This is a genomic window from Sinosporangium album, assembly GCF_900100605.1.
Lineage (GTDB): Bacteria > Actinomycetota > Actinomycetes > Streptosporangiales > Streptosporangiaceae > Sinosporangium > Sinosporangium album.
In genome coordinates, this window is the sequence record NZ_FNCN01000021.1 from 1 (window position 1) to 21,745 (window position 21,745).

21 protein-coding genes, 1 tRNA gene and 1 pseudogene are annotated in these 21,745 nt (G+C 68.1%); 11 read left to right on the plus strand and 12 right to left on the minus strand.

The window, feature by feature from the left end; genetic code table 11:
- A pseudogene (locus BLQ73_RS20645) lies at positions 1 to 306 on the plus strand (IS630 family transposase); the annotation flags it as partial.
- 159 nt (positions 307 to 465) lie between these two features.
- Here BLQ73_RS20645 and BLQ73_RS20650 read toward each other — a convergent pair.
- From BLQ73_RS20650 to BLQ73_RS20665, 4 genes are all read right to left on the minus strand, one after another.
- Positions 466 to 555: transfer RNA gene (locus tag BLQ73_RS20650), tRNA-Ser, on the minus strand.
- A gap of 33 nt (positions 556 to 588) precedes the next feature.
- Positions 589 to 1,062, minus strand: a complete 474-nt coding sequence (tadA, locus tag BLQ73_RS20655; RefSeq protein WP_275936304.1) for a tRNA adenosine(34) deaminase TadA — start codon at positions 1,060 to 1,062, stop codon at positions 589 to 591.
- Positions 1,059 to 1,547, minus strand: coding sequence for a tRNA adenosine deaminase-associated protein (locus tag BLQ73_RS20660; protein ID WP_093172366.1), 489 nt, complete (start codon positions 1,545 to 1,547; stop codon positions 1,059 to 1,061). The genes tadA and BLQ73_RS20660 overlap by 4 nt, the downstream gene beginning before the upstream one ends.
- A 16-nt stretch (positions 1,548 to 1,563) precedes the next feature.
- Positions 1,564 to 2,073 (minus strand): tRNA adenosine deaminase-associated protein, encoded by a 510-nt coding sequence (locus BLQ73_RS20665; protein WP_093172368.1) that lies wholly within the window; start codon positions 2,071 to 2,073, stop codon positions 1,564 to 1,566.
- Between the two features lie 149 nt (positions 2,074 to 2,222).
- On the opposite strand from BLQ73_RS20665, the gene upp reads away from it, so the two are divergent.
- The 6 genes from upp (at position 2,223) to BLQ73_RS20690 (ending at position 6,498) form a co-directional block, all read left to right on the plus strand.
- Positions 2,223 to 2,861 (plus strand): uracil phosphoribosyltransferase, encoded by a 639-nt coding sequence (upp, locus tag BLQ73_RS20670; protein WP_093172370.1) that lies wholly within the window; start codon positions 2,223 to 2,225, stop codon positions 2,859 to 2,861.
- Between the two features lie 246 nt (positions 2,862 to 3,107).
- Positions 3,108 to 3,332 carry a hypothetical protein gene (locus BLQ73_RS20675; protein ID WP_093172372.1) on the plus strand — a complete coding sequence of 75 codons (225 nt, stop codon included), beginning with the start codon at positions 3,108 to 3,110 and terminating at the stop codon, positions 3,330 to 3,332.
- A 133-nt stretch (positions 3,333 to 3,465) separates the two neighbouring features.
- Entirely contained in the window at positions 3,466 to 3,624 is a 159-nt protein-coding gene (locus BLQ73_RS32590) for a hypothetical protein (RefSeq protein ID WP_176955573.1), read from the plus strand.
- Positions 3,621 to 4,151, plus strand: a complete 531-nt coding sequence (locus tag BLQ73_RS20680; protein ID WP_093172374.1) for a PH domain-containing protein — start codon at positions 3,621 to 3,623, stop codon at positions 4,149 to 4,151. The genes BLQ73_RS32590 and BLQ73_RS20680 overlap by 4 nt, the downstream gene beginning before the upstream one ends.
- Positions 4,152 to 4,285: 134 nt before the next feature.
- The gene (locus tag BLQ73_RS20685; protein WP_093172376.1) at positions 4,286 to 5,698 is read left to right on the plus strand and encodes a helix-turn-helix domain-containing protein; all 1,413 of its coding nucleotides are present in this window, start codon (positions 4,286 to 4,288) and stop codon (positions 5,696 to 5,698) included.
- A 110-nt stretch (positions 5,699 to 5,808) separates the two neighbouring features.
- Positions 5,809 to 6,498 (plus strand): FadR/GntR family transcriptional regulator, encoded by a 690-nt coding sequence (locus BLQ73_RS20690; RefSeq protein WP_093172378.1) that lies wholly within the window; start codon positions 5,809 to 5,811, stop codon positions 6,496 to 6,498.
- 246 nt (positions 6,499 to 6,744) lie between these two features.
- Here BLQ73_RS20690 and dnaN read toward each other — a convergent pair whose 3' ends face one another.
- The 3 genes from dnaN to BLQ73_RS20705 all read right to left on the minus strand — a co-directional run bounded on the left by dnaN (position 6,745) and on the right by BLQ73_RS20705 (position 10,185).
- Positions 6,745 to 7,857: a DNA polymerase III subunit beta gene (gene dnaN, locus BLQ73_RS20695; RefSeq protein ID WP_093172535.1), complete on the minus strand. Its 1,113-nt coding sequence runs from the start codon at positions 7,855 to 7,857 to the stop codon at positions 6,745 to 6,747.
- Between the two features lie 142 nt (positions 7,858 to 7,999).
- Positions 8,000 to 8,671: a response regulator transcription factor gene (locus tag BLQ73_RS20700; protein ID WP_245691224.1), complete on the minus strand. Its 672-nt coding sequence runs from the start codon at positions 8,669 to 8,671 to the stop codon at positions 8,000 to 8,002.
- The gene (locus tag BLQ73_RS20705) at positions 8,656 to 10,185 is read right to left on the minus strand and encodes a sensor histidine kinase (protein ID WP_245691225.1); all 1,530 of its coding nucleotides are present in this window, start codon (positions 10,183 to 10,185) and stop codon (positions 8,656 to 8,658) included. The genes BLQ73_RS20700 and BLQ73_RS20705 overlap by 16 nt, the downstream gene beginning before the upstream one ends.
- A gap of 167 nt (positions 10,186 to 10,352) precedes the next feature.
- Between BLQ73_RS20705 and BLQ73_RS20710 the strand changes: the two genes are divergently transcribed.
- Positions 10,353 to 11,273, plus strand: coding sequence for an ABC transporter ATP-binding protein (locus BLQ73_RS20710; protein WP_093172384.1), 921 nt, complete (start codon positions 10,353 to 10,355; stop codon positions 11,271 to 11,273).
- On the plus strand, positions 11,270 to 12,004 hold the full coding sequence (locus tag BLQ73_RS20715; protein ID WP_093172386.1) for an ABC transporter permease: 735 nt from the start codon (positions 11,270 to 11,272) through the stop codon (positions 12,002 to 12,004). The genes BLQ73_RS20710 and BLQ73_RS20715 overlap by 4 nt, the downstream gene beginning before the upstream one ends.
- Positions 12,005 to 12,062: 58 nt before the next feature.
- On the opposite strand, the gene BLQ73_RS20720 is transcribed toward BLQ73_RS20715, so the two are convergent.
- Positions 12,063 to 13,196, minus strand: a complete 1,134-nt coding sequence (locus tag BLQ73_RS20720; protein WP_093172388.1) for a methyltransferase domain-containing protein — start codon at positions 13,194 to 13,196, stop codon at positions 12,063 to 12,065.
- A 314-nt stretch (positions 13,197 to 13,510) separates the two neighbouring features.
- On the opposite strand from BLQ73_RS20720, the gene trpS reads away from it, so the two are divergent.
- Positions 13,511 to 14,593, plus strand: a complete 1,083-nt coding sequence (gene trpS, locus BLQ73_RS20725) for a tryptophan--tRNA ligase (protein WP_093172390.1) — start codon at positions 13,511 to 13,513, stop codon at positions 14,591 to 14,593.
- Positions 14,594 to 14,643: 50 nt separating this feature from the next.
- Here trpS and dnaB read toward each other — a convergent pair whose 3' ends face one another.
- Positions 14,644 to 17,235, minus strand: a complete 2,592-nt coding sequence (gene dnaB, locus BLQ73_RS20730; protein ID WP_218125945.1) for a replicative DNA helicase — start codon at positions 17,233 to 17,235, stop codon at positions 14,644 to 14,646.
- A gap of 337 nt (positions 17,236 to 17,572) precedes the next feature.
- On the opposite strand from dnaB, the gene BLQ73_RS20735 reads away from it, so the two are divergent.
- Positions 17,573 to 18,877: an MATE family efflux transporter gene (locus BLQ73_RS20735; RefSeq protein ID WP_093172394.1), complete on the plus strand. Its 1,305-nt coding sequence runs from the start codon at positions 17,573 to 17,575 to the stop codon at positions 18,875 to 18,877.
- A gap of 181 nt (positions 18,878 to 19,058) precedes the next feature.
- Here the strand turns inward: BLQ73_RS20735 and BLQ73_RS20740 are convergent, their stop codons facing one another.
- Genes BLQ73_RS20740 through BLQ73_RS20750 form a run of 3 tightly spaced genes read right to left on the minus strand, consistent with a single transcriptional unit; the run spans position 19,059 to position 21,543 of the window.
- A complete protein-coding gene (locus BLQ73_RS20740; protein WP_093172537.1) occupies positions 19,059 to 19,802 on the minus strand; it encodes an amino acid ABC transporter ATP-binding protein in 744 nt (247 codons plus the stop codon).
- Positions 19,803 to 19,810: 8 nt separating this feature from the next.
- Positions 19,811 to 20,665, minus strand: coding sequence for an amino acid ABC transporter permease (locus BLQ73_RS20745; protein ID WP_093172396.1), 855 nt, complete (start codon positions 20,663 to 20,665; stop codon positions 19,811 to 19,813).
- Positions 20,666 to 20,676: 11 nt separating this feature from the next.
- Positions 20,677 to 21,543, minus strand: a complete 867-nt coding sequence (locus BLQ73_RS20750) for an ABC transporter substrate-binding protein (RefSeq protein WP_093172398.1) — start codon at positions 21,541 to 21,543, stop codon at positions 20,677 to 20,679.
- Positions 21,544 to 21,745: the final 202 nt, after the last annotated feature.

Sequence of the window (21,745 nt, forward strand, 5' to 3'; positions counted from 1 at the left end):
AACACCGCCGAGATCAGAACCTGGCTGGCCAGGCATCCCCGATTCCACGTTCACTTCACCCCGACCGGCTCCTCCTGGATCAATCAGGTCGAACGCTGGTTCGGCCTGCTGACCGACAAACTCATCCGCCGCGGGGTGCACACCTCCGTCAAAGCCCTGGAGAACGACATCCAGGCGTGGATCACCACCTGGAACGAGAATCCCCGGCCGTTCACCTGGACCAAAACCGCAGACCAGATCCTCAACTCCCTCGCCGAATATCTGGCCAAAGTCAGGATCGACACCAGCAAGACCGGGCAGAACTAACCATCAAGATTTCAGGTGCGGGACACTAGGAACCTCGGAAGGTGATCGACCACCGCCGCCGGGACACATTGAAGATCATCCGTTTGGCCACGGTTTGGCCATGCTCTTGAAACGCGAAGGGCCCCTTTCCTGTTCACACAGATCAGAGGCCCTTTTCAGTGGCGGTGGAGGTGGGATTTGAACCCACGGATGAGTTGCCCCATCACACGCTTTCGAGGCGTGCGCCCTCGGCCACTAGGCGACTCCACCGCGGACGAGCCTACCGGATGTCCGAGGTGATCGTTACCGGCGTTCCGCGAAGAAGGCACGGAGAAGAGCGGCGGACTCGTCGGCGAGGATGCCGGGCAGGACTTCGGGACGGTGGTTGAGGCGGCGGTCTCGTACGACGTCCCACAGGGAGCCGACGGCGCCGGCTTTGTCGTCGGCGGCGCCGTACACGACGCGGTCGACGCGGGAGAGTACGGCGGCGCCGGCGCACATGGTGCAGGGTTCGAGGGTGACGACGAGGGTGCAGCCGGTGAGGCGCCAGTGGCCGAGTGCGCGGGCGGCGGCGCGCAGGGCGAGGACTTCGGCGTGGGCGGTGGGGTCGGCGGTGGATTCGCGGTCGTTGCCGGCGGCGGCGAGCAGGTCGCCCGCGGCGCCGAGGACGACCGCGCCGACGGGGATCTCACCGCGTTCGGCGGCTCGGACGGCCTCGGCGAGCGCGAGGCGCATGGCCTGCGTGGCCTGGGTGTGGTCGAAGGGGCCGGTGTTCACCGAAGCCGGTCGAACTGGTCGGCGAAGGCGAGGCGTTCGGCGATGACCGACAGGGTGTCGGCGGGCAGGACGCCCTCTTCCATGCTGAGTTCGAGGAGTTCTTCCGCGGTGACGCCGAGGTCGGCCAGCAGGTCGAAGTCTCCGGCGGGCCGTACGCCGAGGTCAGTGCTCTCGGTGTCGGGGGCCACGTCGGCGAGTTCGGCGAAGAGCTCGCCGAGGGAGTCGCCCCGGCCGGCTTGGGCGTCGGAGAGGAAGACGCGGGGTTCGTCGTCGCCCTGGTAGCGCACGACGGCGAACCACTCGTCTTCGACCTCGACGCAGAGAAGCGCGAGTTCGTCCCCGACGAGCCCGAGATGTTCCTGTACGGCGTCGCCCAGGTCGTCGACGATCTCTGCTGAGCCGAGGTCGATCTCCGCTCCGCTCCACCCCTCGGGAGTGCGGACGAAGGCGGCGGAGAACACGCTGGCCGAGGGTCTGGAAGGCATGGACGGACTCCTGGGGTCAGCCGAAGACCGAGTCGATGGCACGTTCGAACGGCTCGGAGAAGCCGAGCCGTGCGGCGATGCTGGACAGCACGTCCTCGGGATGGAGTTCGACGTCTCCGGAGAGGAAACCGAGTTCCATCTCGTCCAGGCCGAGGTCGGCGAAGATGGACAGGTCGCCCGCGGGTAGGGCGGTGTCCTCGTCACCCAGGATCTCGTCGAGTTCGTCCTCGTCCGGCACCGGCACGTCGAGGTGCTCCAGCACCTGCTGCGCCAGCGGCCAGTCCCACGACGCGGCGATGTCGGAGAGGAACACGCTCACTCGCTCACCACGCACACGCAACGCCACGAAGAACTCATCCCCCACGGCGACCAGGCCAATCGCCCCGCCGATGCTGGGTTGCTGCCGAAGGGCGTGAACGAGCCCCGCGAAATCCGACGTGAGTGCGGTGGGCAGCATTTCGGCTTCCCAGTGGTCGTCTTCGCGATAGACCACGATGGCGAAATCGAGCCCATCTTCGTCTGTCATCGTCACCCCACCGACCTGGCCTCCACGGTCTTCAATGGTCCCAGACGCCACACGAGACCGTACGCGGCACCCACCAAATTGTGATCAAATCCGAGTACGTCGCCATGCTCGTATCTGCCACCTCATCACAGCAGATACCGTGTGGTCCCATGAAGACCCTCGTCGTGGACCACCCGCTCGTCGCGCATAAGCTCACCGCTCTGCGCGACGCGCGCACGGACTCGCAGACGTTCCGGCGTCTGACCGACGAGCTTGTGACCCTGCTGGCCTACGAGGCCACCCGCGACGTGCGGGTCACCGAGGTGACGGTGGAGACCCCCGTGGCGGAGGCCCACGGCGTACGGCTGGCGCGGCCCGCTCCGCTGGTCGTGCCAATCCTGCGGGCGGGCCTCGGCATGCTTGAGGGCATGACGCGCCTGCTCCCGACGGCCGAGGTCGGCTTTCTCGGCATGATCCGCGATGAGGGCACCCTGAAGGCGGAGACCTATGCGACCCGCCTGCCCGAGGACATCTCCGGCCGGCAGTGCTATGTGCTCGACCCGATGCTGGCGACCGGCGGCACTCTGGCGGCGGCGGTCAGCCTGCTGTTCGACCGCGGCACGGAGGACATCACCGCGCTGTGCCTGGTCTCCTCCCCCGAGGGCGTCGCGCACATGGAGCGGGTGTTCGGCGGTGGCGGCAGGCCGCTGCGCCTGGTGACCGCGGCGCTCGACGAGCGGCTGAATGAGGCCGGCTATATCGTGCCGGGGCTCGGCGACGCGGGCGACAGGCTGTACGGCGTGGCCTGAGCCGCCACGCGCGGCGGCTTTTTTCTGTTCGGTTGTGCTGTCCGGATGGCTGTCCGCGTCCGACTGACCTGACGTATCTCTTCTCTCTCCCAGGAAATGTCACCGCTTCGTTACTCTGTGTGTCCGAGTGGGTACGAGGCGTGCGGAAGGCATCTCTTCTGTGTTCCCGGCCTTAGGTGGCCGTGGGCGCACACCAGGGAGAACCATGAGCGTGCAATACCAGCGGTCCGGCCACCGGGGCCGGCCATGAGCCGGCCTCCGGGCTCGGGCGCGAGCCCTTATGCGGAGGTCGAGGCCCTGCTCAAGGACGAATTCGCCGGGGTGCACCCCGCGACGACCGTGACGCGCTGCGTTGAAGCGGCCCATTACGGCGCGCTGGAGGTCACAGGTTCCGCCCATCCGGGTCTCGTCGAGCGGATAGCGCGCAAACACCTTCATGTGCTTGCCCTCGTCGCGAGTGAACGCGGGTGAGACCTCAAAGTCAGAACAATGAGCAGGCCAGTGGAACATCTGCTTCCCTGCGGTTCTGACTCGCTTTACCCCGCTAATGGCGTGGGTAATGTATACACCGGGTGCAGTGGGTGAGTTGCCATAGGAGGCAGCTGTGCAGGTCAAGAAGGTAGCCATCTACGCGGGGATCGCCTTCACGGCGTTCTACCTGCTCACACGACCAACCGACGCTGCGGAGGTGATCAGAGGCGCCATGGACAGTGTAGTGAATGCCGCTGATTCGCTTGCTTCTTTCTTTGCCAGGTTGACATGAGGCTTGTGACCCACGGGGATTCGGCCCCGGCGTCGGTCAACCGCTACCTGCTCCCCCACGAACACCAGGTCATCATGGTACGGCGGCACCCTGCCGTACTTCTCCGTCCCGTTGCCGAGGTCCTTGGCGGTTTGATCCTCGCCGGGCTGCTCAGCAGGTTTTTCGGAGATGGCGGCGGCGGGCAGGCGCTCGTCATCGTCTGGTGGGCCTGGCTGCTGTTGCTTATTCGATTTGTCTGGAAGGTGGCGGAGTGGTCGGTTGACTACTTCGTCGTGACGTCCAAGCGGATGTTGCTGACGACGGGGTTGATCACCCGTAAGGTCGCGATGATGCCGCTCGGCAAGGTGACCGACATGAGCTTCCAGCGCTCGCTGCTCGGCCGCCTGCTGGGTTACGGCGAGTTCGTCCTGGAGTCCGCCGGCCAAGATCAGGCTCTGTCCACCGTCCAGTACATCCCCTATCCGGAGACCTTGTACCTGGAGGTCTGCCAGATGCTCTTCCCCGGCGGCGACGACTCGGATGATTGATCCAGATATGTCCTCGTTTCTCGGGGTGTGAACGACAGTTCACACCCCGAGATTCTTCACGTGGGGTTACCCGATTCGGCAGCATATGCAATCATGGCGAGACCTATTGACCACTCCCCGCCCTGAGAGATCAGATGCCGAGTCAGGGAACCATCGGTGACCGTGTCCGCGGATTGCGGCTGAGCAGGCGGATGTCCCAGGCGCAGTTGGCCGGGCCCGACCTGTCAGACAGTTACGTCTCTCTTATCGAGTCGGGCAAACGTACGCCCACCCCCGTGGTCGCGCGCCTGCTGGCAGAACGGCTCGGCTGTACGACTGAATTTCTTCTCCACGGGATCGAACCGCGCCAGCGCATCGATACCGAACTGGGCCTCCGGCACGCTGAGTTGGAACTCCACCATGGTGACCCAGCCATGGCTGTAGACCGCTTCAGCGAGATCGTCAAAGCCGTCGGCGAGGAGAACGTCATGCTGGCGGCCCAGGCCCGCCTGGGCCGCGCCAGGGCGCTTGAGGCCCAGGGGCGGCTCGGCGCGGCCGTCGAGGCGTTCGAACGGCTCCGCCGTGAGGCCGCCGCACATCCCGAGCGGGTGGCCGACCTGCCGCTGACCATCGCCCTCTCCCGCTGCTACCACCGCGCCGGGGACACCCTGCGCGCCAGGGACCTCGGCGCCCACGCCCGCAAGCACGTCGCCCGCCTGGGCCTCACACAGGGTGAGATCGCGGTCGAGCTGGCCGCCGCCCTCGTCGAGACCGAGGCCGGCAGCGGCCCCGCCTCCGACGGCATGGCTTATGTACGGCATGTGCTCGACGTCAACGGGGTTCCCGTCTCGGCCGACAGGTCGGCCGAGGTCCGCTCGCTGTGGCGGTCCAGCGTGGCCGCGGCGCAGGGCGAGGATTCGGCTCTCGCCGTACGGCTCGCCGACGACGCGATCGCCACCGGACGGCCCAGCCGCATGGCGTTCAAGCTGGCCCGGGTCGCCCTGGAGTGGTCCAGGCTGGCGGTGGCCGTCCCCGCGGGGGACGCGCCGGACACGGCGGTGACGGATGCGTCCGCGCCGGTCGAGGACGAGCTCGGCGACGCCAGCCGGTTCGCGACCTCGGCGACGGAGGCGTTCGCCAAGCTGCCGGAGGCCCGGCGTGAACACGCCGACAGCCTGGTGGTGCTCGCCCACATCCAGCTTCGCCTGGGCAACCCCGGTGTCGCCGCCGGGCTCGCCGGGTCCGCCTTGGAGCTGCTGGCCAACGACGGTTCGAGCACGGTCGCGGCGTCCGCCCATCTGGTGCTCGCCCAAGTGGCGCTGGACCAGAAGGAAGGCGATCCGCAGGCGAGTCTCCAATCGGCTCACCGACTGCTTGAATCGCTCCACGGATCGATCTCGCCGCATCCGGACCGCCGGGCCGGCCGGGCGTGGCGCGAGCTGGGCGACCTGTACGGACAGGTCGGTGCGCACCGCCGGCAGACGGGAGCGTATCGTAGGGCTCTCGAAGCGGCCGGAGTGCGGTCCGCACTGGTGGGAGTCTCCGTCGATTCCGCCGTGTCACGCTGATCGCAGACCGCCCTCCGGGGGCCTCCAGATTTGTCTTGTAGATCTGGAATAACTAGGGTCTACCAGTCATTGAATCATAGGATGATTGGTTTCCCCGGAGGAGGCGGACTGTGAGTCTGCGTACCACGCAGCGCGCGTCCCTCGTCGACCAGGTTATCGACCAACTCAAAGCGCAGATCACTTCGGGATCGTGGCAGATGAACGCGAAGATCCCGACTGAGACCGTGCTCGCCGAACGCCTAGGCGTCGGGCGCAACACCGTCCGCGAGGCCGTGCGCGCCCTCACGCACGCGGGCCTGCTGGAGTGCCGCCAGGGCGATGGGACCTACGTTCGGGCCACCAGCGAGCTGTCGGGCGCGATGCTCAGGCGGCTGCGCCAGGCGGAGCAGCTGGAGATCCTCGAGGTCCGGCGCGCCCTGGAGGTGGAGGCGGCGAGACTGGCCGCGGCCAGGCGCACCGACGAGGACGTACTCGCCATCGAGGCCGCGCTCGCCGAGCGAGAACGGGCCTGGGAGTCGGGTGATCCGCACGCGTTCGTCGAAACGGACCTCGCCTTCCACATGGCCGTCGTGCATGCCACGCACAACCTCGTGCTGATCGACCTCTACGAGGACTTCTCCGCCGCCCTGCGCGCCAGCATCACGGCCGCCGGCACTTCGCTCAACAAGAGCCACATTCCCCATGACGCGATTTTTCGCGCCATCGCCGCAGGTGACTCCGCCGCCGCCGAACGCGCCGGCCACGCCTGCATGGAGCACATCCTCATCGCTCTCACCGAGGCCCAGGAACTCGCCGTCTGACTTCCTGAGGCTCATACAACCCGAGCCGCCTTGAGGGATGTGAACCGCTACGACACCGGGAAGTCCGCACCACCTGGGAGATCCTCGGGAAAACGGACGGCCGGTCCCACCACGCCGTCACGCCGTACGGACGGTCCGGCCACACGCGCCACCGTGCGCTCCCTGTGTTCCCTATGTTCCCTATGTTTTCTGTGGCCCCCGCGGTCCCTGTGCTCTCGCCCCGACGACTCCGGGTGAACGGAAAGATCAGTTGGTCCGCAAAGTCATGACGAGATAGCGGAAATCAGGCTCCGCGTCCCCGGGCACGCTCGTGATCAGGACAGGCCGGGTGGAGGACTCCATGTGGAGGCGGACGAACTCCGTCTCAACCCCCGCGAGGCCGTCGAGCAGGAAGTGCGGCTGGAAGGCCACCTGGATGTCGTCGCCGCTCAACTCGGCGGGAAGGGCCTCGGCACCGCGGCCGATATCGCCTCCGCCCGCCTGGACCAGCACCTGCCCCCGGGTGAAACCGAGCCGGATCGCGGTGTTGCGCTCGGCCACGAGGGCCACCCGCTTGACCGCCTCGATGAACGGGCCCACCCTCACATCCGCCCGGATCGACCACGAGCCGGACAGACGCGTGCGGTAGTCGATGAACTGCTCGTCGAGCAGCCTCACGGTCGTCGCCCTGCCCCCGCTTTCGAACCCGGCGACACCACCCCCGAGCGACAGGGCGACGTCGCCGCCCCGCAGCGCCCGGGCCACCTCGACGAGAACCCGTGACGGCACCATCGCCCCGGTCGTGAACCCGGCCTCCGCCGGACGCCACGGCAGCCGCCTGGCCGCGATGCGGTAGCGGTCGGTGGCTGCCATCGTCATCGTGTCGGCCTCGACGTCGACACGGACGCCGGTGAGCATCGGCAGCGTGTCGTCGCGGCTGGCGGCGGGCGCCACCTGGCCAACGGCCGCGGCGAACGCGGCGCCGTCGAGCCCGCCCACGCGACTCGGCATGGCCGGCAGGGTGGGGAAGTCCTCGGCGGGCATCGTGAGCAGCGCGAACTCGGCGCTGCCGCAGGTCAGCAGGGCCTCGCTGCCGCTGGTGGCGATCTCGACCTGGTCGCCGGGAAGATTGCGGGTGATCTCCGCGAGGACGCGCCCGGGGATCAGCACCCGGCCGGGCTCATCGACCACCGCGTCGATCTCGGCCCGCGCCGACACGTCGTAGTCGAAGGCGGACAGCCGCAGGCCGCTCCCGCCGTCGGCCGCGTCGGCCCCGATGAGCAGGCCGGAGAGCACCGGGGCCGACGGCCGGTTCGGCAGAATCCTGGCCGCCCAGCTCACGGCGTCGGCAAAGGTCTCGCGACTCACCCGGAACTTCACCTGATCCACCCCTTCGGTTGCCTGCGGCGGCTGCCCTCTCGCCTCTTCCCCGAAGGTAGCCTGCGGCACCGACAATCGCCGCCTCCTCCGAGAGCCGCCGCCCGTCAGGAGCGGGCCACCGCCTGCCCCGGACCTGCGGCCGTCAGGAGCGGGCCGCGTTGAGATAGGCCAGTACGGCGAGGACCCGCCGGTTGTCGTCGCCGCCGGGGGCGAGGTCCAGCTTGGCGAAGATGCTCGCCGTGTGCTTGGCCACAGCGCTGTCACTGAGGAAGAGGCGCTGGGAGATCGCGGCGTTGGACCGGCCCTCGGCCATCAGCTCAAGCACTTCGCGCTCGCGCGGGGTGAGGCTGCCGAGCGGCTCGCGGCGCGCGTTGCTCGCCAGGAGTTTGGCGATGACCTCGGGGTCCATCGCGGTGCCGCCGGCGGCCACGCGGCGCACCGCGTCGATGAACTGCTCGGCGTTGAACACCCGGTCCTTGAGCAGGTAGCCGATCGCGCCGGTGCCGTCGGCGAGGAGTTCGCGGGCGTAGAGCTGTTCGACGTGCTGGGACAGGACGAGGATGGGCAGGCCGGGGATCACGCGGCGGGCCGCGAGCGCGGCCTGCAGGCCCTCGTCGGTGAAGGTGGGCGGGAGCCGTACGTCGACGATGGCGACGTCGGGGCGCTCGCCCATGAGCGCCCTGAGCAGTTCGGGTCCGCTCTCGACGGCGGCCACGACGTCGAAACCGTGGGCTTGAAGCAGGTGGACCAGTCCGTCGCGGAGCAGGTAGAGGTCCTCGCCGATGACGACGCGCGGCTTCACCGGCGCAGCCACGGCTGGCGGGCGGTCGCCTCCCCAATCCACCTCTTCTTGGAATGCCATACCGGAAGCACTGTAGCCAGGATGTACAGGCAGAGGCCAAGCGGGATCATCATGGCGATGAACGGCCACTGCCAGGCCTCGGGGAGGTAGAGGGCGAGGAGCCAGCTTCGGACCAGTTCACCGTCGTCCCCCCTCACCTTGATGATCTTGAACACGGCGGCCACGATGCCCTGGGGGAAGAGCGGGAGCCAGGCGGTTGCCCAGCAGAAGACCACCACCATCACCTTCCACTTGGGCATGGAAGGTTTGTCGTCCTCTTGCGTGCCGAAGGCGTACGGCAGGTCGATGACCAGCATGGTGGGGCCGCCCGCCGGGCTGCTGACCGCCAGCACCCCGTCGAAGGCCGCGATGCGCCGCTCGATACCGCGCAGCCCGCTGCCCTTATCGGGGTCGGCTCCCCCGCTGCCGTCGTCGGTGACCGTGATACGGAGCGCCGTGCCGTTCCTGGTGATGTCGATGGTCACGTTCCTCGCCCCGCCGTGCTTAGTGGCGTTGGCGAGAAGCTCCGCCACGGCGAAGTAGGCGGCGGATTCGACGGGTTGGTTCAGTCGTTCCGGCAGGTCGATAGTCACCGTGACGTCGAGCGGGGTGTCGAGCGCCAGCGCGCGTACGGCGTCCGCGAGCCCGCGTTCGGCCAGGACGGGCGGGTGGATGCCGCGGACGAGCCGCCGGAGTTCGGCCAGGGCGGTCGCGGACGCGTCCCTGGCCTTGGCCAGCAGGACCTTGGCCGCCTGCGGGTCCCGGTCGATGAGTTCCTCGGCCGCGCCGAGGGTCATGCCCATGGCCACGAGCCGGGCCTGCGCTCCGTCGTGGAGGTCGCGTTCGATCCGGCGGAGTTCGGCCGCCTGGGAGTCCACGGCGCTCACGCGGGCCCGGGACAGGCTCCGGACTCGCACCTCCAGCTGCGAGCGACGGGTGGCGGAGAGGAGGACTCGGGTCCATCTGCCGTGCAGATCGATCGCCCGGGGTATGGTCAGCGCGCTCACTACGGCCACGGCCAGGCCGAGGGGGGCGCTCCAGGGGTGAAGCCACCATGGTGCGCTTATGCCGTACGCGATGGCGACCGCCGGCGGAATCAGCAGGGCGAAGGTGACGAAGGGGTCGCTGACCAGCCATAGGGCGTCGCGCCAGCTCGCCACGTCGTTGACGAGCCACTTCCACCGCATGTTCCAGGCGGGCATGCGGGGGGTTTTGTAGAGCGTCCGGTCCATCCGGTACCAGCCGTCGTAGTCGGGCACGGGCGGGGTCGGCTCGGGGTGGTACGGCGCGGCCAGCTCGACCCCGGACCACTGGGATGTCCGGCGCCTGGCGGCCTGGGCCAGCCTTCGCACTCCGAGGACCGACGGGGCGAGAAGGAAGATCATGCCCAGGCCGAAGTTCAGCAGGACGGCGAGGAGGAAGAGCGGAAGCACGGCGAGTTCCGCGAGCGCCGCCGCCATGAGCAGGAGGTATCTGCGAGAAGTCACCGCTATCCGCATGCCACAAGTTTGCGTCATGGCCTGTCATGCGGCCATTGCGCCAAGGCACACGTCGGGGGTGGAGATAAGTGCACCCCGACCGGACACCTGCCCGGATTCCACCTCAAACCCATGCTTTCTAGCGTCGATGACGTCAGTAAGAGAGGAGTCCGGAAGTGCCGATCATCGAGGTAGAGAACCTCAAGAAGCGATACCGCGACATCGTGGCGGTAGAGGACGTGTCGTTCACCATCGAGGAAGGCGAGATCTTCGGAGTCCTCGGACCGAACGGGGCGGGCAAGACCACCTCCGTGGAATGCGTGGCGGGACTGCGGGTCCGCGACGGCGGGCGGGTGAGCGTCGCTGGCTTCGACCCCGGCCCCGATCGGGACGAACTCCGCAAAATCCTCGGCGTGCAGCTCCAAAGCGCGGCCCTGCCGAACAAGCTCAAAGTGCGCGAAGCCATGGAACTCTACGCCTCGTTCTACACGAACCCCGCCGACTGGGTCGATCTGCTCGACCGGGTCGGGCTCGTCGATAAGCAGAACGCCGCCTACGGCAAGCTCTCCGGAGGCCAGCGGCAGCGCCTGTCCATCGCGCTGGCGCTCGTCGGCCGCCCGCGCGTCGCCGTACTCGACGAGCTGACCACCGGGCTCGACCCGCAGGCCAGACGCGACACGTGGGCGCTGATCGAGGACATCCGGGCCTCCGGCGTGACCATCGTGCTCGTCACCCACTTCATGGAGGAGGCCGAGCGGCTCTGCGACCGGCTCGCGCTGATCGACCGGGGCAGGACCGTGGCCATCGACACCCCCGCCGGGCTGATCGCCGGCGTGCAGGGCGAGCAGCGGATCTCCTTCCGGCCGAACGTGCCGCTCCCCACCGACGACCTGCTCACCGCGCTCCCCGAGGTCACCTCGGTGACGCGCGCCGGCGACACGATCACGGTGTGCGGCACCGGCAACCTGCCCTACGCCGTCACCACGACCCTGGCCTCCCAGGGCGTCATCGCCACCGCCCTGCGGGTCGAACAGGCCACGCTCGACGACGCCTTCCTGGCCCTCACCGGCCGCACCCTCGACGGAGCCCACTCGTGAACAAGACGCTGACCACCGAGATCAAACTGCTCGTCCGCGAACCGCTGGCGGTGTTCTTCCCCCTCGTCCTGCCGCTGATGCTGCTGCTCATCCTGGGGCTCATCCCCGGCCTCGGCAAACCCGACCCGGGCCTCGGCGGGCAGAGCTACCTCAGCGCCTACATGCCGACCACGATGACGCTGCTCGCGATCATCACGACGGCGGTCACCATCCTTCCCGCCTCCATCGTGACGTACCGGGAACAGGGCGTACTGCGGCGCATGTCCACCACTCCGGCCTCGCCGTCCCGGCTGCTGTTCGCCATACTCCTGATCAACGTGGCGGTCTGCGTGCTGGCCGCCTTCCTCCTCATCGTCGTCGGCAGACTCGTCCACAACATCCAAGTGCCAGGACACCTGCCCTACTTCGTCCTGGTCCTCCTTCTCGGCACCTCCGCCATGCTCAGCCTGGGCATGCTGCTCGCCGCCGTCATCAACAGCAGCCGCGTCATCCAGGCCGTCGGCGGCGTGGCGATGTTCCCGCTGCTCTTCCTCTCCGGCATGTGGATGCCCCGGCACACCATGCCCGACGTCCTCCACGTCCTGAGCGACATCGCCATCATCGGCGCCTTCAGCGACGCCCTCCGGGCCACCTGGCTCGGTGAAACCCCCGAACTCGCCCACCTCGGCATCATGGCCGCCGGCCTCGCGGTCTTCGGCTTCCTCGCCACCAAACTCTTCCGCTGGACCTGACCCACGCGTACGGCACGCGCCCACGGGGGCCGCATGCCGTACGGCCCATCCGACACACCTATTCCACAACTGGGCCGTCGGGGGTGCGCAGCCACATCCACTGCCGGTCGGGCGCGACGGTCAGACCGAAATCGCCCACCCCGGGGCGGCCCTGCTCCTCCCACCACACGTAAGCGTCCTCGACCACCGCCCACACATCGCGCGGCCCCCCGAACACCACCTCGGCGGGGCCAGTCGTGACGTTCTCCGCCCACGAGGGGCCCGCCACCAGCGTGACCTTGTCTCCCCCGGGATAGACCACCATGTCGGGCAGATGCCTCCAGACGACAAGCGCGAACCCGGGATCCAGCAGCGCCTTACCCCCGACACGGCTCCGCCGGCGCCGCGCATCGCTTCTGTCCATGGCCGCGACACGGGGGAACCCCGGAACCCCGGCCGTCTCCCTCGCCGACATGAACCCCGAACCGGAGGCCGACATCCGCCCCGACGCGGTGCCGTCGGCGCCCACCGTCAACGTCGCCAGCCCTCCGGCCCACGCCGCACCGGCCGGACGCAGATCCGCCACGATCACACCGCCCGGCCTGACCTGCTCCAACCAGGCCATCGGCACATGGTCGAAAGCCACCGTGGCGATCAGCCTGTCGTACGGCGCCCGCCCGGGCCACCCCTCCCGACCATCGTGAACCGCGAGCGCCGGCCGAAGCCCGAGGCTCGCCAACCGGGCCTCGGCCACCTCGACGAGCCCGGGATCGATATCGACGGACGTGACATGCCGGTCTCCGAGCCTTTCGCTCAACAACGCGGCGTTGTATCCGGTACCGGTGCCGATCTCCAGCACCGCCGCGCCGTCGGCGACCCCGAGCGCGTCAAGCATGCGCACCATCAGCGATGGCCGGGTGCTCGAGCTGGTCGCCCACGGCCAACCGCCCCACTCGATGTACTGGGTGACCAGGGTCTCATCGGAGTACACGGCCGTCAGGTAGCCCGCGGACTCCGGCGAACAACGCCGACCGGTCCGCGGATCATCGGCCGGGTCGCCGGTACGGAGATAGAACGACGGCAGGAACACATGGCGGGGAACATTGACGAACGCCTCCCGCCACACGGGATCGGTCAGCGCTCCGGCGGAGGCCAGCTCGTCGGCCAACCGCCGAGCGTGCTCACGCCACACCCCCTCCATGACACCAGCCATCAATGATCGCCTCCCGCCACCAGCAAGTCGGCAACGCGTTCGGCGATAGGCAACCCCGTCGCCTCCTCAAGGATAGGAAGAGGGCCGGGGATTTCCTGGATATCCCACCGATCATTGGAGGCCGTGCTGGGGGTGGGTTAAGGTGGCGGCATGCGCGACATGTCATGTCTGGGTTGGTGGCGCTCCTTGTAGGAGCGGCCGCTACACGCGCATGACCCAGGGCCGTTCGGATGGACGGCCCTTTTCTGTGTCCTCGTGGCGATCACGGCCCTCCGTCCGAACGGCGAAACCGTTCGGAAGACCAGGAGGGCCTCATGGCCGTCGAACTCGGTGTCGAGAAGCCCGATCCGTTGGGGGTTTCGCCGGCGCAGCGGCGAAGCGCGGAGCTGGAAGGGTTGATAGAGCGCGATCCCCGGAGGTTTCGCGTGCTGACCGGGGACCGGCCCACGGGGCCGCTGCACCTTGGGCACTATTTTGGGACGCTTCGCAACCGGGTGCGGCTGCAGGGGCGCGGCCTGGAGATGTTCATCGTCATCGCGGACTACCAGGTGCTGACCGATCGGGATGTGGCGGAGAATCCACGCGAACATGTCGAAGGGCTCGTGCTGGACTATCTGGCCGCCGGCATCGACCCCGCGCGGGCCACGATTTTCGCGCACAGCGCGGTTCCCGCGCTCAACCAGTTGCTCCTACCGTTCCTCAGCCTGATCTCGGTGGCCGAACTCAGCCGCAACCCCACCGTGAAGGACGAGATCGCCCATTCACGGCAGTCCGCGGTCAGCGGCCTGATGTTCACCTACCCGGCGCACCAGGCCGCTGACGTGCTCTTCTGCAAAGCCAACCTGGTGCCCGTCGGGCAGGACCAGCTCCCCCACCTGGAGCTCACCCGCACGATCGCCCGCCGCTTCAACGAGAGGTACGGCACGGCCCCGGCATCGCCGTTCCCCGAGCCTGACGCGCTCCTCTCGGCCGCGCCGCTCCTGCTCGGGACCGACGGCACGAAGATGAGCAAAAGCCGGGGCAATGCCATCGCTCTGGCCGCCGACGCCGATGAAACCGCCAGGCTTGTCCGAAGGACCGTGACGGACGGCGACCGGCACATCGCCTACGACCCGGCGAACCGGCCCGCGGTGTCGAGCTTGGTGCTTTTGGCCGCTCTCTGCCTGGACCGCGACCCGCATCTGGTCGCCGCCGACATCGGCGACCGGGGGGCCGCCGCGCTGAAGGCGACGGTCACCGAGGCCGTCAACGAGCACCTGGCCCCGATCAGGGCCCGCCGCGCGGAATACGCCGCCGACCGCGCCTACCTGCGCGAGGTTCTCCGCGAGGGCAATGAGCGTGCCCGCGCGGTGGCCGACTCCACACTCGACGAGGTGCGTGCGGCGATGCGCATGTGAACTGTCCCTGGCAGGCGCCGAAATGGGCTCTCGCCGTACAGATTGACGGGCTAGTGCTGGGCCATGTCGACGAAACGGCTGTAGTGACCCTGGAAGGCCACGGTGACGGTGGCCGTGGGCCCGTTTCGGTGCTTGGCAACAATGAGGTCGGCTTCACCTGCTCGCGGGGATTCGCGCTCGTATGCGTCTTCCCGATGGAGAAGGATGACCATGTCCGCATCCTGCTCGATGCTTCCACTTTCGCGAAGGTCGCTAACTTGGGGGCGTTTGTCCGAGCGCTGCTCGGGACCTCGGTTGAGCTGGGAGATGGCGATGACGGGGACCTCAAGCTCCTTAGCGAGGAGCTTGAGGGCTCGGGACAGCTCGGAGACCTCCTGCTGGCGGCTCTCGGTCTTCTTGGGGGAGCTCATGAGCTGGAGGTAGTCGACGATGACGAAGCGCAGGTCATGGCGCTGTTTGAGGCGCCGGCACTTGGCGCGGATCTCCATCATGGACATGTTGGGCGAGTCGTCGATGAAGAGGGGCGCCTCGGCGACCTCGCTCATGCGGCGGGCCAGGCGGGTCCAGTCGTCGTCGGACAGGGCGCCCGAGCGCATGGTCTGCAGGGACACGCGCGCTTCGGCGGAGAGCAGACGCATGGTGATCTCGTTGCGGGACATCTCCAGGGAGAAGATGACGGTGGCCATGCCGTGCCGGATGGCCGCCGACCGGGCGAAGTCGAGCCCGAGCGTGGAGTTGTGAGTGGGGATCCATGTCTGGCCTGCCAGATACAGGTGATCGGCGTTGTCCACCTCCACACAGCGCACTGGCACCGACGTCACAGGGCGGACGTCGGTGATGTTGCGGTACGTCGTCTTGGGGTGGGCGTTGGTGTTCACGCGGGCGTTCTTGCGACCCAGACGGAAAACCTTGTCAGAGGGCGTGAACGTGATCGCATAACTGGTCGAGCCGGCTTCAGTGCGTTCTGGCACCGGCCGGGACGTCCAGGTCGCCTTGTAGCCAAGGCTCAGGATCAGCTCCCAGGCGTCCTCTGCCAGGCGGCGGTTCGTGACGGCAAGCTGGACTGTCCCAGCGGCGCTGATGTAGCCGTCAGTGTCCAGCAGCCCGGCCAGAAGCGCCCTACGCTGCGCCTCAGACGCGCGCAGGTATTCGCCCGGGATGTGCTTCTTGCCCAGCACGCCCAGCTTCCTCAGTCGGGCGTTCATAGTGCCGTGGTCGTTACGGCACTTCTGGCACTGCCTGAACCCGCTGGACGGGCCGCCGCAATCGGGGCACCTGGGCGGCTGCGAGGGACCACATTCGGAATTCCTCGACCGGCAACCGCACACCCTGCCACACGTGCGTACCTGTGCCGTTTGGGGCGTGAACGGCTTCCCGCACACGATGCACGGTCGTTCGGCGATCGGCTCCGGCTCGGGCGGCAGCATCGCGTACAGCAGCCCGCCACGGTGCTCCACCCGAAGACCTTCAGCGGCCACATGTTCGGCTATCTCCGAATCTCCAGTGGTGAACCGTGCACTGTCGGAACTGCCAGCTCCGAGCCAGATGCCCAGCGCGTACGGAGGGATCAGCAGATCACGGTTGGGGAGATCCAGCGGCCGGGCGTTGACAACGGTGTGGTTGAACCGCTTGTCTGCCGTGCGGCAAAGCAGGGTTGCGGCGATCTCCTCTGTCGTGCGCACCTGCGCGACGGTCCGCTGATCGCGGTGCCCGTTGTAGCCGGTCGCCGCCTGCTGCGCGGACCGCCGGGACGCACGCGTGTCAGTGAGCCACTGGTGTTGAGCGTCGGCCACGATCACCGTGCCGTCGCTGAACTCCACTTCGTAGCACGGACGGCCGTGCATGACGTCGGTGGCCGCCACGACACGGGTGGGCTTGCCGTCGGCGCCGATCAGGTAGTCGCCGGGCTGCACCTGCCCCATGGTGGTCCACCCGTCGGGGGTGGGCAGGGGCGTGTCGAGTGCGAGCGCCTTTCCGATGGCGGGGCGGGCGGCCACGACGATCATCTGGCCGGGGTGGAGGCCGTTGGTGAGCGTGTCGAGGTCCTGGAAGCCGGTGGGGACGCCGACCATCTGGCCGGACCGGCTGCCGATGGCCTCCAGCTCGTCGAGGGCTCCGGGCATGATCTCGGCGAGAGGGAGGTAGTCCTCGGAGGTGCGGCGCTCGGTGACGGCGTAGATCTCGGCCTGGGCGCGGTCGACGAGGTCGTCGACCTCGTCGGCCTGGCCGCCGTAGCCGAAGGAGACGATGCGGGTGCCGGCCTCGATGAGGCGGCGCAGGATGGCCTGCTCGCGCACGATCTTGGCGTAGTAGCCCGCGTTGGCCGCGGTCGGCACGATCGCGGTGAGGGTGTGCAGATAGGCACCGCCGCCGACGCGGGCGACCTCGCCGCGTTTCTGGAGCTCGCCGAAGACGGTGACGGCGTCGGCGGGCTCTCCCCTGCCGTAGAGGTCGGTGATGATGTCGTAGATGATCTGGTGGGCGGGCCGGTAGAAGTCGTCGGAACGGATGACCTCGACGACGTCGGCGATCGCGTCCTTGGACAGCAGCATGCCGCCCAGCACCGACTGCTCCGCCTCGATGTTGTTGGGCGGAGTGCGCTCGAAACCGGGCCCGATGCCTGGCTCCTCATCCATGCTCACCGCGCACCCCCTCAACCTCAACGCCTTCGCAGGCGGTCGTACCACCCCCACTTGTAGTCGACCGGTGTGACAGTCTCCCCGGAACCCGAAAATGCGGCAACACGACCTGTCGATAACCCTGTGGACAAGCTGTGGGTTACTCGGCCGAAGGTGTGGGCGACCTGGGGACGAGCCTGTGGATAACTGCTGTGCACAGCCGAGGAACCCCCTACTGGCTGCGGAAACTTTATCCACCGCCTGTGGACAGAAGAAATTTGTCGCGACACGCCGAAGCTCTTCACTCCACACCCACCACCCCAGCAGCGGCCGATCAATGTGTAAGTGGCAAAATCACCCTATGCCCGTGACGCGCGATGATCGCGAGATTCTCCGCCTCGCCGTACCCGCGTTCGGTGCACTCGTCGCGGAACCCCTGTTCCTTCTCACCGACTATGTGATCGTCGGCAGGCTGGGCACGACGGCTTTAGGCGCTCTGGGCGTGGCAGGCGTGGCGTTGACCACCTTCGTCAGCCTGTGCATCTTCCTGGCGTACGGCACGACCGCCGCCGTGGCGCGCAAGATCGGGGCGGGGCACTCGCGGGACGCGGTGAAGCAGGGCATCGACGGACTGTGGCTGGCCACGCTCCTCGGTATAGTGATCACCGCCGTGGCGTGGCCGCTCGCGCACTCGATCGTGGAGTTCTTCGGGGCCTCCCCCGCCCTCGCCGAGCAGGCCGTGACATATCTCCGCATCAGCCTGTTCGGCATCCCCGCCATGCTGATCGTGCTCGCCGGAACCGGCGTGTTGCGCGGGTTCCAGGACACCCTCACCCCGCTCTACGTGGCCATCGGGTCGTTCGCCCTGAACGCCGCGCTCAACGCCTGGTTCGTCCTGGGACTTTCGTGGGGGATCGCCGGATCGGCGTGGGGCACCGTACTCGCCCAGACACTCGGCGCGGCCGTATACGTGGCCGTGGTAGTGCGGGTGGCCCGCCGGGAGCGGGCCTCGCTGATGCCCGACCTGGAGGGGATCCGCCGGGCGGGAACGGCGGGCTTCGCGCTGTTGGTGCGTACGGCCTGCATGCGTGTCGTGCTCCTCGTGGGCACGGTGGCGGCGACCCGGATGGGCGACGCGCACATCGCTGCCCACGCGGTGGCCACGCAGATCTGGAACCTGCTCGCCTTCGCCCTCGACGCGATCGCCATCGCGGGCCAGGCGATCACGGGACGCGCGCTCGGCGCGGGAGACGTCGCCGGGGTGCGCAGGGCGACCAAGCGGATGGTGCTCTGGGGCATCTGGTCGGGTGTGGTGCTCGGCGCGCTCATCATCGCGCTCAGGCCGCTCCTGCCGGGGCTGTTCAACGCGGACGCCATCGTCAGCGGGGAGCTGCTGGCCCTGCTGTGGCTGGTGGCGCTGCTCCAGCCTCTCGCCGGGGTGGTGTTCGTGCTCGACGGCGTGCTGATCGGAGCGGGCGACCAGCGTTACCTCGCCTGGTCGAGCGTCTGGACGACGCTGGCCTTCCTCCCGGCCGCCGCGGTGGTGGTGCTGACGGACGGCGGGCTCGTCGGGCTCTGGCTCGCGCTCTGCGTGTGGATGGCGGCTCGGCTCGCCACGCTCGGCACCCGGGCGTACGGCACCGCCTGGATGGTCACCGGCGCCTGAACGCCGCCCGGCCGGTGCCGTACGGCGCGGCGGGGCACGGGGGCCGCGCACGGGCACAGCACGGGCACAGCACGGGCACAGCACGGGCGCGCGGCATGGGCACAGCACGGGCGCGCGGCATGGGCACAGCACGGGCGCGCGGCAGGGGCGCGGTGCAGGGGCGTCTGGTATCCGCGGCGCCTCAGGGGCGGGCGCCGATGACGGTGCGCAGGAAGTCGCGGGTGCGGGGGTGCCGGGGGTCGGTGAAGATCTGCTCGGGTGTGCCGTGTTCACGCAGGACACCGCCGTCGAGGAAGCAGACGGTGTCGGCGATGTCCCTCGCGAAGCTCATCTCGTGAGTGGCGAGGATCATGGTCATTCCGCCCTCTTTCAGCTCTCTGATAATGCCGAGTACCTCGGCGACGAGCGCCGGGTCGAGCGCGGAGGTGACCTCGTCCAGAAGCATGAGCCTGGGCTGTGTGGCGAGCGCGCGGATGATCGCCACCCGCTGCTGCTGGCCGCCGGAGAGCCTGTCTGGATATGCCCCGGCCTTGTCCGCCAACCCGAACCGTGCGAGCAGGCCCCGGGCGTGTTCCTCAGCCTGCTCCCGCCCCACTTTGTGGACCTTGCGGGGGGCCAGAGTGATGTTGTCCAGCACGGTCATGTGGGGGAAGAGGTTGAACGCCTGGAAGACGATGCCGAGCCGTTGGCGTACTTTGTCGGCGTTGACGCGTGGATCGCTGATCTCTCGGCCGTCGAGGTGGATTGTTCCGTCGTCGATGGTTTCGAGGAGGTTGACGCAGCGGAGCAGGGTGGACTTGCCCGATCCCGACGCGCCGATCAGGCAGACCACCTCGTGCGGGCGCACCTCGAGATCGATTCCCCGCAGCACGCTGTGGCCGTGGTAGTGCTTCCAGACACCCTTGATCGCCAGCAGCGGCGACATGTCACCTTTCACTGGCCCCTCCTCCGCTGTGTCCTGGCGGCCAGGTAGTCGGTGAAGCGCGCTATAGGGATGGTGAGCAGGATGAACAGGAGAGCCGCCACCAGGTACGGCGTGTAGTTGAACGTGCCGGAGGCATGGATCTGGGCCTGTCTGAGCGCTTCGAGCGGACCGATCGTGGCCACCAGCGCGGTGTCCTTCTGCAGGGAGACGAAGTCGTTCAGCAGCGGCGGCACGACACGCCGTACGGCCTGCGGAAGCACCACATGCCGCATCGACTGGCCGTGGGTCAGGCCGAGGGAGCGGGCCGCCGTCCTCTGGCTGGGGTGCACGGATTCGATGCCCGCGCGGAACACCTCCGCGACGTACGCGCCGTAGGACAGGGTCAGCGCGATGACGCCGAGGGTCGCGAGATCGGTCGGCATCCCCTGGAGCTCCAACGCGGGCAGGCCGAAACCGACGAGGTAGATGACGAGGATCGTGGGGACGCCGCGGAAGATGTCGGTGTAGGCGACCGCGAGGGCGCGCAGCGGAAAGAAGATCGGCGATTTGAGGCTGCGCACCACCGCGACGAGTAGGCCGACGAGCAGCACCAGGGGCTCGGCGATCAGGAAGATCTTGACGTTGAGCAGGAACCCGTCGACGACCTCGGGCAGGGCCCTGACGAACGCCTCCGGGCTGAAGAAGGTCTCCTGCACCCTCGGCCAGCCCGGGGAGGCCGTGAGCAGCCAGATGAGGAGCACGAGGAAGACCACGGTCGAGGCCGTGGCCACCGACCCCGAGCGCAGGGCCCGCCTTCTGCGCGTCTTCTCACGCTCGACCTGCCGTGCGCTTTTGACCCAGGTGTCGCCGGAAAGGCCGCCCACAGGGGCTTTCCTCACGACAGCTCGGGAGCGCCGGCGGCGGAGCCGAGCCACTCCTTCTCTATCTTGGCCAGGTCGCCGTTGGCCTTGAGCACATCGATCGCCTTATCGGCGCAGGACACCAGCGGGCTGCCCTTCTGGAAGACCAGGCCGAACTCCTCGACGGCTCCGCCGACCGACGCGAACTGGCCGACGATCTTCGACTTCTCCACCTGGGCGGCCGTCACGTAGAACGCCGTCGGAAGGTCGACGACCACCGCGTCGACCTGCTTGTTCTTCAGAGCGTTGACCACGTCGATCTGCTCGTTGTAGACGTTGGGGTCCTTGGACGGCTGGATCCGGTCCTTGACTGCCTGCAGCGACGTCGTGCCGACCTGCACCCCGATCTTCGCGTCCTTGAGTGCCGCGAGGTTCGCGGTCGAGGCGAACTTCGACCCCTCGACGGCGACCACGGCCTGTTTGACGGAGTAGTAGCCCTTGCTGAAGTCGACGGCCTTGGCGCGCTCGGGCGTGATCGAGACCTGGTTGATGTCGAAGTCGAACTGCTTCTTACCGGGGGCGAAGGCCGAATCGAACTTCACGACGCTCCACGCGACCTCGTCGCGCTGGAAGCCCATCTGCCCCGCGATGGCGTAGGCGACGGCGCTCTCGAACCCCAGGCCGTTCGACGGGTCGTCGTCCTTGAACCACGGCTCATAGGCCGGCTTGTCGGTGGCGATGGTCAACTTGCCCGCCGTCGCCAGCGTGAGCTGGTCTTTCGTGCACGCGGTCGAAGCCCTCGGGTTCGCCGTGGCCGCCCCCGTCGTCTCGGCCGCGGGCGCACACGCGGCCGCCACCAGCGCGAGTACGCCGAGCGCGGACAACATCGCGGGACGGACCATGGAGTGCCTCCAAGAGCAGGTCATGCGGGAGTAACGGCTGAATTCTATGTGCCGCCCACACGCCACGCCGACCAGGAGTTATGCACATCACTCCACGTCACTCCACGCCGGCCGTACGGCACAGGCCCCCGTGTCCGTCTCCGGTGAAACGCGGAACGCGGAACGCGGAACATGAAAACGCCGAACATGAAAACGCGAAACA